Annotated in this window: 9 protein-coding genes; 7 read left to right on the top strand and 2 right to left on the bottom strand. The window is 70.1% G+C overall.

Annotated features, from left to right (window positions below):
* The first annotated feature begins 271 nt into the window (after positions 1-271).
* Positions 272-1,108 (top strand): DUF4184 family protein, encoded by an 837-nt coding sequence (locus ACSYGN_RS31160; protein WP_460401497.1) that lies wholly within the window; start codon positions 272-274, stop codon positions 1,106-1,108.
* Here the strand turns inward: ACSYGN_RS31160 and ACSYGN_RS31155 are convergent.
* Positions 1,047-1,487 carry a hypothetical protein gene (locus ACSYGN_RS31155; RefSeq protein WP_460401495.1) on the bottom strand — a complete coding sequence of 147 codons (441 nt, stop codon included), beginning with the start codon at positions 1,485-1,487 and terminating at the stop codon, positions 1,047-1,049. The genes ACSYGN_RS31160 and ACSYGN_RS31155 overlap by 62 nt on opposite strands.
* A gap of 270 nt (positions 1,488-1,757) precedes the next feature.
* Positions 1,758-4,484, bottom strand: a complete 2,727-nt coding sequence (polA, locus tag ACSYGN_RS31150; RefSeq protein WP_460401493.1) for a DNA polymerase I — start codon at positions 4,482-4,484, stop codon at positions 1,758-1,760.
* Between the two features lie 323 nt (positions 4,485-4,807).
* Here polA and ACSYGN_RS31145 point away from each other — a divergent pair, with 323 nt between their 5' ends.
* The 6 genes from ACSYGN_RS31145 to ACSYGN_RS31120 all read left to right on the top strand — a co-directional run bounded on the left by ACSYGN_RS31145 (position 4,808) and on the right by ACSYGN_RS31120 (position 12,743).
* Complete coding sequence (locus ACSYGN_RS31145) at positions 4,808-7,087, top strand: FdhF/YdeP family oxidoreductase (RefSeq protein WP_460401491.1); 2,280 nt, start codon at positions 4,808-4,810, stop codon at positions 7,085-7,087.
* Positions 7,088-7,142: 55 nt separating this feature from the next.
* Positions 7,143-7,607: a PaaI family thioesterase gene (locus tag ACSYGN_RS31140; RefSeq protein WP_460401489.1), complete on the top strand. Its 465-nt coding sequence runs from the start codon at positions 7,143-7,145 to the stop codon at positions 7,605-7,607.
* Positions 7,608-7,734: 127 nt separating this feature from the next.
* Entirely contained in the window at positions 7,735-8,352 is a 618-nt protein-coding gene (locus tag ACSYGN_RS31135) for a Tat pathway signal sequence domain protein (RefSeq protein WP_460401487.1), read from the top strand.
* 286 nt (positions 8,353-8,638) lie between these two features.
* The gene (locus ACSYGN_RS31130; RefSeq protein WP_460401485.1) at positions 8,639-9,874 is read left to right on the top strand and encodes a branched-chain amino acid ABC transporter substrate-binding protein; all 1,236 of its coding nucleotides are present in this window, start codon (positions 8,639-8,641) and stop codon (positions 9,872-9,874) included.
* 110 nt (positions 9,875-9,984) lie between these two features.
* Positions 9,985-10,917 (top strand): branched-chain amino acid ABC transporter permease, encoded by a 933-nt coding sequence (locus ACSYGN_RS31125; RefSeq protein WP_460401483.1) that lies wholly within the window; start codon positions 9,985-9,987, stop codon positions 10,915-10,917.
* Positions 10,918-10,922: 5 nt separating this feature from the next.
* Positions 10,923-12,743 carry a branched-chain amino acid ABC transporter permease gene (locus ACSYGN_RS31120; RefSeq protein ID WP_460401481.1) on the top strand — a complete coding sequence of 607 codons (1,821 nt, stop codon included), beginning with the start codon at positions 10,923-10,925 and terminating at the stop codon, positions 12,741-12,743.
* The last annotated feature ends 4 nt before the right edge of the window (positions 12,744-12,747 follow it).

Here is a 12,747-nt window from a genome sequence, read left to right as displayed (position 1 = left end):
CTGCTCGCACTGGTGTGACGGTTGACTCGTTGCCGCGGTTGCCCCCGTGCCCCATTCGGGGCAGTTGTTCCTTTGTTCGACTGCCTGACGGTCCAGTCGTGCGTCCCCGCACAGTGACCCAGGTGACCCTACGACAACTTGTTTGGGGCGGGCACCCGTTGACCACCGATTTTCACCAGTTGGCCATGTCGCGTTGTACCGGGACGGCGTCCCGCATACTGGACAGTCGTGATCACCCGGCCGGCGGCCGGCCGACGACCAGGGGGCGTACGTGCCGTTCACTCTCAGCCATGCGGCGGCCGTGCTGCCCGCCGTGCGCACGGACGGGTCCGGCCGCGGCCGGCTGGTGCCCGCGGTGCTCGTCGCGGGGTCCTTCGCGCCGGACCTGACGTACTACGCGGCGAGCGTGCTGCCCGGGGCGATGGAGTTCGGTGCGGTCACGCACTCCTTCCCCGGTGTGTTCACGGTCGACGTTGCGATCGCATGGGTGCTGACGGGGCTGTGGCTGTTCGCACGCGAGCCGCTGGTGGCGTTGCTGCCGCGGACCCGGCAGGGGCGTCCGGCGGCGCTGCTGCGCTGCGGTGCGTCCCGCGCGCGTGTGACGCCCGGTACGGCGTGGTGGTGGTACGTGTCGGCGGCGCTCGGCTCGCTGACTCATGTGGTGTGGGACGCGTTCACCCATCTCGACCGCTGGGGGATGCGGCTGCTGCCCGTCCTCGGCCGGAACCTGGCCGGATTCCCTCTGTACTGGTACCTCCAGTACGGCGGTTCGCTCGTCGCCGCGGTCGTGATCGCCGTCTTCGTGGTGACAGCCCTGCGGCGGACCCCGCTCGGCGCGCCTGTGGGCATCCCGGTGCTGTCCCTGCGGGACCGCTGGTGGGCGCTGGCGGTGTTCGGAGGCTGCGCGGCGGTCGGGGCGGCGGAGCGGATCTCGCAGTCGTGGGCCTACCTGGAGCCGGCGGCACGGCCCTGGGAACTGATCCCCACAGTGTGCTTCGGGCTGGGTGCGGGGCTGGTGCCGGGCCTGCTGCTGTACGTCGCCGGGGTCAGGGTGTGGCGTCCGGTCCCGGTGCCTCGGGACCCGGCGGAGGTCCCGGTGGCGCGCTGAAGGGGGCCGGTGGGCTCGCGGCCGTGACCACGGCCGCGACGAAGACCGTCATGGTACGCACCGGGCGTGCCCGGGGCCGCCAGGCACGGGCCAGAGCCAGGCAGTTACGGCCCACCTCGGCCCACTGACGCCAGATCGGCGGCTCTGCTTCATCGGCGGTGACGCCCTCGGCCGGTGCGCGGCGGGTGAGCCGGTCCCGGACGTCCGTGGCCGCCCGGCTGAGGACTTCGGCGGGGGCGATGGGGATGCGGACGGTGCTCGCGTCCGGCGCGACGGCCGGCCGCACCGGGGTCGGGGCCGCCGCGGCGCGGAAGCGTATCCGTGCGCGGACCGTCGCCTGCGCCCGGACCGCCCAGCGGTGGAGCATGCGTATACCCATGGCCGCATCCTCACGGCCGCCCCGACAGGGGACGCCGTTTTCGGCGGCCACACGAGTGACGCACCCTGCGGGGCTTCGGCCGGGAGACGGGAGATACGTGTGGCCTCGGGCCGGAGACGTACGGCGGGGGCGGCACCGCCGGTACGACCGCTCCGGCCCGCCCCGACGCGCCTCGTCAGCGAGCCCGACCGGGACGGACCGGGCAGCGCGCGCCCTGCAGTGCCGCCGCCCATGCCCAGATCGCCCCAGATCTCCCCGAACCGCCGGAGGCTAGTGCGCCGCCGACTCCCAGTCCGGGCCCACGCCGACCGATACGTCCAGCGGTGCTCTCAGGCGGACCGCGTTCGCCATCTCCCGGCGGACGAGTTCCTCCGTGGCCTCGCGTTCGCCCGGGGCGATCTCCAGGACGATTTCGTCGTGGACCTGGAGCAGCATCCGCGACTTCAGCTCCGCCTCACGCAGTGCCCTGTCGACCTGGAGCATGGCGATCTTGACGATGTCGGCGGCCGTGCCCTGGATCGGCGCGTTCAGGGCCATGCGCTCGGCCATCTCGCGGCGCTGCCGGTTGTCGCTGTTCAGGTCGGGGAGGTAGCGGCGGCGGCCGAAGAGGGTCTCCGTGTAGCCCGTCGCTCGTGCCTCGGCGACCACCCGCTGCAGATAGTCCCGTACCCCGCCGAACCGCTCGAAGTAGGCGTCCATCAGGGCACGGGCCTCGGCGGCCTCGATGTTCAGCTGCTGGGAGAGGCCGAAGGCGGACAGGCCGTACGCCAGGCCGTAGGACATGGCCTTGATCTTGCGGCGCATCTCCGCTTCCACCGCGCCCGGTTCGACCGAGAAGACCTGCGCGGCGGCCGTGGTGTGCAGGTCCTCACCGGAGGTGAACGCCTCGATCAGGCCCTCGTCCTCGGAGAGGTGGGCCATCACGCGCATCTCGATCTGGCTGTAGTCCGCGGTCATGAGGGACTCGAAGCCCTCGCCGACCACGAAGCCGCGGCGGATGGCGCGGCCCTCGTCGGTGCGGACCGGGATGTTCTGGAGGTTGGGGTCGGTGGACGAGAGACGGCCGGTCGCGGCGACGGTCTGGTTGAACGTGGTGTGGATACGGCCGTCGGACGCGATCGTCTTGATCAGGCCCTCGACCGTGACGCGCAGCTTCGCCTGCTCACGGTGGCGGAGCATGATGACCGGCAGTTCGTTGTCCGTCTGGGTGGCCAGCCAGGCCAGGGCGTCGGCGTCCGTGGTGTAACCGGTCTTGGTCTTCTTCGTTCTGGGCAGCGCCAGTTCACCGAAGAGGACCTCCTGGAGCTGCTTGGGCGAGCCCAGGTTGAACTCGTGCCCGGCCGCCGCGTGCGCCTCCTTCACGGCCTGCTGTACGGCGCCCGCGAACATCTGCTCCATGGCCTCCAGATGGGCCCGGTCGGCGGCGATGCCGGACCGCTCCATCCGGGCCAGCAGGGCGGAGGTGGGCAGCTCCATGTCCCGCAACAGGTCGGCCGCGCCGACCTCCTGGAGGCGGGCCTCGAATGCCTGGCCGAGGTCGAGAACGGCGCGGGCCTGGATCATCAGGGACTCTGCCGCGCTGTCGTCTTCGACCCCGAAGGCGAGCTGGCCGTCGGCCGCCGCGGCGGGGCCCAGCTCGCGGCCGAGGTACTCCAGTGACAGTGCGTCGAGGTCGAAGGAGCGGCGGCCGGGCTTGACCAGGTAGGCGGCGAGCGCGGTGTCCATGGTGACGCCGTCGACGCGCCAGCCGTGCTCGGCGAGGACACGCATGGCGCCCTTGGCGTTGTGCAGGATCTTGGGCTTGCCGGGGTCGGCCAGCCAGGCCGCGAACGCGTTCTCGTCGGCCTCGTCCAGCTCGGACGGGTCGAACCAGGCGGCCGGTCCCCCGGCCGCGGCGAGCGCGATCTCGGCGACCGAGCCGGTGCCCAGCGCCCAGGCGTCGACCGTGACCATGCCGAGGGGCCCGCTGCCGTGCCCGGCGATCCAGCCGGACAGTTCGCCGGTGCCGAGCACCGTGCCGTCGATCTCCACACCGTCCGCACTGACCGGCGAGCTGACGGCCTCCTCGGCACCGGGGTCGACGGCGAGGAGCCGCTCGCGCAGGGACGGGTTCCTGATCTCCAGGGTGTCGAGGACCAGCGCGACGGCCTTGCGGTCGTAGGCTGCGCGCTCGAGGTCGGCGACCGTCCGGGGCAGCTCCACGGCGCGCACCAGCTCGGTCAGACGGCGGTTGAGCTTGACCGACTCCAGATGGTCGCGCAGATTCTGGCCGGCCTTGCCCTTGACCTCGTCGACCCGCTCGACCAGCTCCGCGAACGAGCCGAACTGGTTGATCCATTTCGCGGCGGTCTTCTCGCCGACGCCGGGGATGCCCGGCAGGTTGTCGGACGGGTCGCCGCGCAGAGCCGCGAAGTCGGGGTACTGCGCCGGGGTCAGCCCGTACTTCTCGAGGACCTTCTCCGGGGTGAACCGGGTCAGCTCCGAGACGCCCTTCGTCGGGTACAGCACCGTGGTGTGCTCGGTGACCAGCTGGAAGGAGTCGCGGTCGCCGGTGACGATGAGCACCTCGAAGCCCTCGGCCTCGGCCCGGGTGGCGAGGGTGGCGATGATGTCGTCCGCCTCGTACCCCTCGACGGCGAAGCGCTCGGCGTGCATGGCGTCGAGCAGCTCGCCGATCAGCTCGACCTGGCCCTTGAACTCGTCCGGCGCCTTGGAGCGGTTCGCCTTGTACTCGGTGAACTCCTGGGAGCGCCAGGTCTTGCGGGAGACGTCGAAGGCGACCGCGAAGTGGGTGGGCGCCTCGTCGCGCAGTGTGTTGGCCAGCATCGACGCGAAGCCGTAGATCGCGTTCGTCGGCTGTCCCTGCGCGGTGGTGAAGTTCTCCGCGGGCAGCGCGTAGAACGCGCGATAGGCCAGCGAGTGCCCGTCCATGAGCATCAGCCGCGGGCGGCTGCCGCCGGAGGTCTTGTCGGTCGTCTTCGGTGCTGTCTCTGCCACGTCCCCGATCCTGCCACGCCCCACTGACACTCGGGGCCCGCGACCGCCCGGGCCCTTCGCTCCCCGGCCTCGGGCCCCTGCTCCGCCGCCCCCTGCCCGGCCGGATCCCCGCCCCGGCACCGCCTCCGCCTCCGCCTCCGCCTCCAGTACGTCCTCGGCACCCCGGCCCCCGGACGCCCGGCCCTCGCGATCAGAGCCGGCCGAGCGGAACCCTCCGTCGCGCCTGCGCCGCCGCACACCCGCCTCCCGCCGCCGTCACCGCCCCGTGCGAGGATCGGAGAAGGACCCGGACCTCACCACCTGCCAGTGAAGGAGAGCCCGAGATGGCGACGAAGCCCCCCAAGGCTGATCCGGTTCAGGACGCGCCGGACGTCTCCGCACCCCCGCACACGGCGGCGGGGCTGTCGGCCGTCGGGCACACCCTGCGTGCCGCCACGCAGCAGATGGGCGTGAAGCGCACGGCACTGACCCTGCTGCACGTCAACCAGAAGAACGGCTTCGACTGCCCGGGCTGCGCCTGGCCGGATCCGGACCACCGGCACACCGTGGAGTTCTGCGAGAACGGCGCGAAGGCCGTCGCCGAGGAGGCCACCCTGCGCCGGGTCACCCCGGAGTTCTTCGCCGCGCACTCCGTCGCAGATCTGGCCGGCCGGAGCGGCTACTGGCTGGGGCAGCAGGGGCGGCTGACGCATCCCGTGTATCTGCCCGAGGGCGGGGAGCACTACGAACCGGTCAGCTGGGAGCGCGCGTTCGACATCGTCGCCGAGGAGCTCCAGCGGCTCGGCTCGCCCGACGAGGCCGTCTTCTACACCTCCGGGCGCACCAGCAACGAGGCGGCGTTCCTCTACCAGCTGTTCGCCCGGGAGCTGGGCACCAACAATCTGCCGGACTGCTCGAACATGTGCCACGAGTCGTCCGGTTCGGCCCTGTCGGAGACGATCGGCGTCGGCAAGGGCAGCGTTCTGCTGGAGGACCTCTACCAGGCCGATCTGATCATCATCGCAGGGCAGAACCCGGGGACGAACCATCCGCGGATGCTCGCCGCCCTGGAGAAGGCGAAGGCGGGCGGCGCACGGATCATCAACGTCAACCCGCTGCCCGAGGCCGGCCTGGAGCATTTCAAGAACCCGCAGACGCCCAAGGGCCTCACCGTCGGCACACCCCTGACGGACTTGTTCCTCCAGATCCGCATCGGCGGCGACCAGGCGCTCTTCCGCCTGCTCAACAAGCTGGTCCTGGAGACTGAGGGCGCGGTCGACGAGGCGTTCGTGCGGGACCACACGCACGGGTACGAGGAGTTCGCCGCGGCCGCGCGGGCCGCCGACTGGGACGACACGCTGGCGGCGACGGGCCTCACGCGCGCGGAGATCGAGAAAGCGCTCGGCATGGTGCTCGCCTCGAAGCGCACCATCGTCTGCTGGGCGATGGGCCTGACCCAGCACAAGCACTCCGTGGCGACCATCCGGGAAATCGTCAACTTCCTTCTGCTGCGCGGCGCCATCGGCCGCCCGGGCGCCGGCGTGTGCCCGGTGCGCGGCCACTCCAATGTGCAGGGCGACCGCACGATGGGCATCTTCGAGCGGCCCGCCAAGGCGTTCCTGGACGCCCTGGAGAAGGAGTTCGGCTTCGCGCCGCCGCGCGAGCACGGTTACGACGTCGTACGGGCCATCCGCGCGATGCGCGACGGGAAGGCGAAGGTCTTCTTCGCCATGGGCGGCAACTTCGTGTCGGCGTCGCCCGACACGGACGTCACCGAGGCGGCGATGCGCCGGGCGCGGCTGACGGTGCACGTGTCGACGAAGCTCAACCGCTCGCATGCCGTCACCGGCGCGCGTGCGCTCATCCTGCCCACCCTGGGCCGCACCGAACGTGACCTCCAGGGCAGCGGCGAGCAGTTCGTGACCGTCGAGGACTCCATGGGCATCGTGCACGCCTCACGCGGCCGTCTGGAGCCCGCGAGCACGCACCTGCTGTCCGAACCGGCCATCGTGTGCCGCCTCGCCCGGTGTGTCCTGGGCGAGGACAGCACGGTGCCGTGGGAGGAGTTCGAGAAGGACTACGCCGCGATCCGTGACCGCATCGCGCGCGTGGTGCCCGGTTTCCAGGACTTCAACGCGCGCGTGGCGCACCCCGGCGGTTTCGCCCTGCCGCACGCCCCGCGCGACGAGCGCCGTTTCCCGACGGCCACCGGCAAGGCCAACTTCACGGCTGCGCCGGTCGAGTACCCCCAGGTGCCGGAAGGACGGCTGCTGCTCCAGACGATCCGTTCGCACGACCAGTACAACACCACGGTCTACGGCCTCGACGACCGCTACCGGGGCATCCGCAACGGCCGCCGGGTGGTGCTGGTGAACCCCGGGGACGCGCGTCGGCTCGGGGTGGCCGACGGGTCGTACGTCGATCTGGTGGGCGAGTGGAAGGACGGCGTGGAGCGGCGGGCGCCCGGTTTCCGTGTCGTGCACTACCCGACGGCACGGGGCTGCGCGGCGGCGTACTACCCGGAGACCAATGTGCTGGTGCCGCTGGACGCCACCGCAGACACCAGCAACACACCTGCCAGCAAGTCCGTCGTGGTGCGTCTGGAACAATCGGGCACCGACTGAGCGTTTGCTCAGTGACAGCCGGAACGGCGGGGAACTACGAACGGAGCAGGACGGCATGGGTGAGCAGCAGCAGGTGACGTTCCCTCAAGAGGTCGTCGACGAGTACGCGGAACTGGGCGTCGACCTGCCCGCCCTGTTCTCGGCCGGACATCTCGGCAGCCGGATGGGCGTCCAGATCGTGGAGGCGTCCGCCGAGCGTGTCGTCGGCACGATGCCGGTGGAGGGCAACACCCAGCCGTACGGGCTGCTGCACGGCGGCGCCTCCGCGGTCCTCGCCGAGACGCTCGGCTCGGTGGGCTCGATGCTGCACGGCGGCAGCCGGAAGATCGCCGTCGGTGTGGACCTGAACTGCACGCACCACCGCGGGGTGCGCTCCGGCCTGGTCACGGGCGTGGCCACCCCCGTCCACCGGGGGCGGTCCACGGCGACGTACGAGATCGTGATCAGCGACGAGGCCGGCAGACGGGTCTGCACCGCCCGCCTGACGTGCCTGCTGCGGGACATGACGGCGGAGGACTGAGCCCTCCGCTGGAAGTGCCGCAATGAGGCGTCAAGGCGCCGCCGTCGCCGACCAGTTGTTCCGGTACCGGTCCGCAGGGCCGTGCGGACCGGTACCGTGACGGCACCCCCAGCGGAGGTCCGTGGCAGTGAGCGGCACAGGTCCTGTGGAGCCGGGCGAGGGCACGCGCGCGTGGGACGTCCAGGACGTGGCGGCCGCCCGGCCGTCGGAACGAGCCCGGGGCCGTATGGGGCCGTTGTACGCCCGCCACCGGCGCGCCGTCCTGGCCGTGTCCGCGGCGGCCGCCCTGCTCACGGCCGGCGGGTACCTCTGTGCAACCCGCCCGAAGCCGCCGGCGCCGCCCGAAGCGCCGTACCCCGCCCAGGCGGTGGAGGTCGGGTTCCTCTCGGAGCGGGCCGTACCGCCGGGCTCCCCGCCCCGCAGTTTCAGCTTCGCGGTGCTGCTCAGCGTGCACTCCGGACCGCCCGTCACCGTGACCCGGGTGACACAGCCCTACGCCGGACTGTCCCTGGTCACGGAGCCGCGCGCGCCGTTCAGAACAAAGGCGGGCGCTTCGCGCAAGATCACGATAACCATGCACGTGACCGAATGCCGAAGTGTGCCAAGGAACGCCGGACTGCCTTTCCTGGATGTAACTCTTCGTAATACGCGCGCAATGCAAGTACAGAGTTTCATCCTCGGTCCCCGTTACGCGCAGCACCTCTCAGAAGCGATCGAAGTCGCTTGCGGCAGCTCTTCCACGTAACCACCAAAACCATCGAGACACCTGAACGAACCTCGATGGGTCCTGCGATTTCTCAGCATGTGGACAGGGCGAATCGGCCTGAATTCCGCTGTTCCCCCCACCGTGTACCGCTCTGCATTACCCCGTGTCATAACAAGAGCGTCACAGCATTCGCCAGCCCCTCCTCCATGTTCGCCCCTCGCGCTTAGAGTCACGGCCAGTCACCGCCCTCCGGAATGCAACTCGGCCCAGGGCGCGACTCGGCCGTTTCCAGGGGGATACGGCTGTGTCAGGGAAAGGACTGATCGTGCGTCAACGTTCGCTCATCGCCATCACCGCCGCGCTGGCTGCGGGAGCACTCACCCTCACTGCCTGCGGCTCGCGTGGCAGCGGCGACAAGGGTTCGGACTCCGGCAGCGGTGGCACCACCGTCGTCATCGGTGTCGACGCCCCGCTGACCGGCGACCTGTCCGCACTCGGCCTCGGCATCAAGAACTCCGCCGACCTCGCCGCCAAACAGGCCAACAAGAAGAGCTACGTCAAGGGTGTCACCTTCAAGATCGAGGCCCTGGACGACCAGGCGCAGCCCTCCTCGGGCCAGACGAACGCCACCAAGTTCGTCAGCGAGAAGGACGTCCTCGGCGTGGTCGGCCCGCTGAACTCCGGCGTCGCGCAGTCGATGCAGAAGGTGTTCGACGACGCGAAGCTGGTCGAGGTCTCCCCGGCCAACACCAGCCCGGACCTGACCCAGGGCGCCAACTGGCAGACGTCGAAGAAGCGGCAGTACAACTCGTACTTCCGTACCGCGACCACGGACGCCATCCAGGGACCCTTCGCCGCGCAGTACGTCTACAACAAGGCGAAGAAGACCAAGGTCTTCGTGATCGACGACAAGAAGACCTACGGCGCCGGCCTGGCCGCCACCTTCACGGCCGAGTTCAAGAAACTCGGCGGCAAGGTGGCCGGCACCGAGCACATCAACCCCGACACCAAGGACTTCTCCGCGGTCGCGACCAAGGTCAAGAACTCGGGTGCCGACGTGGTCTACTACGGCGGCGAATACCCGCAGGCCGGCCCGCTGAGCAAGCAGATCAAGGCAGCCGGCGCTAAGATCCCGCTGATCGGCGGTGACGGCATCTATGCCGCCGACTTCATCAAGCTCGCGGGCACCTCGGGCACCGGTGATCTCGCCACTTCGGTCGGCGCGCCCGTCGAGACCCTGGCCTCCGCCAAGGAATTCGTCACGAACTACAAGGCCGGCGGATACGCCGAGGTGTACGGCGCCTACGGCGGTTACTCCTACGACTCGGCCTGGGCGATCATCGAGGCCGTGAAGAAGGTCGTCGACGACAACGGCGGAAAGCTTCCCTCCGACGCCCGCGCGAAGATCACCGCGGCGGTGCAGAACGTCTCCTTCGACGGCGTGACCGGCAAGGTCTCCTTCGACGAGTTCGGCGACGCCACCAACAAGCAGCTCACCGTCTACTCGGTCGAGAGCGGCGCCTGGAAGGCCGTGGAGTCCGGTACCTACAGCGGCGGGTGATCCACACCCCCACTCCCGAGCCGCGCGGGGCGCTGTTCCACTGGCGCCCCGCGCGGACCCGCATCCGGCCCCATCCGTCGCACTTTCCGACCCCTCTCGGAGGACATGCGGTGAACGAACTGCCGCAGCAGCTGGTCAACGGCCTGCTACTTGGATCCATGTACGGCCTGGTCGCCATCGGCTACACGATGGTCTATGGCATCGTCCAGCTCATCAATTTCGCCCACGGCGAGATCTTCATGACCGGCGCGTTCGGCGCGCTCACGGTCTACGTGTACATCCTTCCCGACGGCACCTCCATGTGGGTGGCCCTGCCGCTGATGCTCGTCGGCGCCATCTTCGTCGCCGTCACCATCGCCGTCGGAGCGGAACGGTTCGCCTACCGCCCCCTGCGTACCGCGCCCCGCCTTGCGCCCCTGATCACCGCCATCGGTCTCTCCCTCGCCCTTCAGCAGGCCGTCTGGGCCTGGTACCCGGAGGCGAAGTCCGCCCGCACCTTCCCGAGCATCCCGGGCGGCCCCTTCGACATCGGCAACGTCACCATCCAGACCGGTGACATCTTCCTGCTGGTCGCGGCCCCGGCCAGCATGGCGTTCCTCGCCTACTTCGTGATGCGCACCCGTACCGGACGCGGTATGCAGGCCACCGCCCAGGACCCGGACACCGCGAAGCTGATGGGCATCAACACCGACCGGATCATCGTCATCGCGTTCGCCCTCGGTGCCACCTTCGCCGCCGTGGGCTCGGTCGCCTACGGCCTGAAGTACGGTCAGATCGACTTCCGCATGGGCTTCATCCTCGGTCTGAAGGCGTTCACCGCGGCCGTCCTCGGCGGTATCGGCAACATCTACGGCGCGATGCTCGGCGGTGTCGTCCTCGGTGTCGCCGAGGCGCTGTCGACGGCCTACATCGCGGACATCCCGGGCATGGACAAGTTCGGCAGCCAGTCGTGGGCAGACGTCTGGGCGTTCGTACTTCTCATCCTCGTGCTGCTGTTCAGGCCCCAGGGTCTGCTCGGCGAGCGCGTCGCGGACAGGGCGTGACAACGATGACCACACAGACCGCAGCACCCACCCCCAGCGCGCCCCCGGCCGCCCCGTCCGGACTCGTCGGCCTCCCCGTCCCGCTCGGCAGGGCTCTCGCCACCGGCGGCGGCGTCCTCACGGTCATCTCCACGTTCCTCGCCTGGACATGGACCTCGGCCTTCCCCGGCGACCTCACCGTCTACGGCTACCCGGGCGGCCTCCAGGTCCTGGTCCTGATCGGCGGCATCCTCACCACCCTCTTCGGCATCGCCTCCTACGGGGTGAGGGGCCTCGCCTGGCTGGTGCCCGGGAGCGCCGACAGCGCCCTGAAGCTGGCCGCGCTCGGTACCTTCGCCACCGCCTGGTACACCGTGATCGCCATCAGCGTGAAGCTCGGCGGGCTGGTGAACCTGGAGCCCGGCGGCTACTTCGTCGCCGTCGCCACGCTAGCCGCTCTCATCGGCGCGCTGGCCCTGCCGTACGAGCGCCCTGAGCCCGAACCGGCCGATCCGGACGACACCGGCTGGGAGCTGTTCCGCCACAACACCCGGCACCACGTGAACGTCTTCAAGGCCGCCTTCTCCGCCAAGCCCCTGGCACCGGCGCCGGCGCTGCCCGCCTGGGCCGACATCCTGGTGATCGCCGCGGCCATGGCCGCCGGTCTGATCGTGTTCACCTACGGCATCGGCACCGAGTACGACCAGCTGTTCATCGGCTTCCTCATCACCGCGGGCTTCGGATTCGCCTCCCTCTTCAGGGCCGGGCTCGTGGCCCGGGTCTCGGCGATCACCGCGCGCCACCGCAACATCACCATGACCGGCGCCTTCCTCGCCGCCGCGGCCTTCCCGTTCACCCAGTCCGACGACCAGTACGCGACGATCGGCGTCTACATCCTGATCTTCGCCACCGTCGCCCTCGGCCTGAACATCGTCGTCGGCCTCGCCGGTCTCCTGGACCTCGGCTACGTCGCCTTCCTCGGCGTCGGCGCCTACACCGCCGCCCTGGTCTCCGGCTCGCCCTCCTCCCCGCTGCACGTGCAGTGGCCGTTCTGGGCCGCGGCGCTGGCGGGAGCGGCCGTCGCCATGGTCTTCGGCGTCCTCATCGGCGCCCCGACCCTGCGACTGCGCGGCGACTACCTGGCCATCGTGACGCTCGGCTTCGGTGAGATCTTCCGCATCACCGTCCTCAACATGGACGGCACCTCGGGCCCCGACGTCACCAACGGCTCCAACGGCATCTCGTCCATCCCGGACGTGAACATGCTCGGCTTCGACTTCGGCAAGGCGCACACCCTGCTCGGCACCACCGTCGGCCGGTTCGCGAACTACTTCCTGCTGATGCTGGTCATCACGCTCATCGTCGTCGTGGTCTTCCAGCGCAGCGCCGACTCCCGCATCGGCCGCGCCTGGATCGCCATCCGCGAGGACGAGACCGCCGCGCTCGCCATGGGCATCAACGGCTTCCGCGTCAAGCTCATCGCCTTCGCGCTGGGCGCCTCCCTGGCGGGCCTCGCCGGTTCCGTCCAGGCGCACGTCACCTACACGGTGACCCCGGAGCAGTACCAGTTCGCCCATGTCGTCCCGCCCAACTCGGCGTTCCTGCTGGCCGCGGTCGTCCTCGGCGGCATGGGCACCATCTCCGGGCCGCTGGTCGGCGCCGCCCTGCTGTATCTGATCCCGGCCAAGCTCCAGTTCCTGGGCGACTACCAGCTCTTCGCCTTCGGCGTCACGCTCGTGCTGCTGATGCGCTTCCGTCCCGAGGGCCTCATCCCCAACCGGCGCCGCCAGCTCGAGTTCCACGAAGAGACCGAAGCGCCCGCCGTACTCGTCAAGGCAGGGGCCTGACCAC

This window comes from Streptomyces sp. YIM S03343, from assembly GCF_054729195.1.
Note: the sequence above shows the minus strand (reverse complement) of the source record. Positions and strands in the feature narration are given on the sequence as shown.

Coding starts and splice junctions, on each gene's coding strand:
- ACSYGN_RS31140 (WP_460401489.1), top strand. CDS start 7,143: ATGGGTGAGCAGCAGCAGGTGACGTTCCCTCAAGAGGTCGTCGACGAG.
- ACSYGN_RS31145 (WP_460401491.1), top strand. CDS start 4,808: ATGGCGACGAAGCCCCCCAAGGCTGATCCGGTTCAGGACGCGCCGGAC.
- ACSYGN_RS31120 (WP_460401481.1), top strand. CDS start 10,923: ATGACCACACAGACCGCAGCACCCACCCCCAGCGCGCCCCCGGCCGCC.
- ACSYGN_RS31155 (WP_460401495.1), bottom strand. CDS start 1,487: ATGGGTATACGCATGCTCCACCGCTGGGCGGTCCGGGCGCAGGCGACG.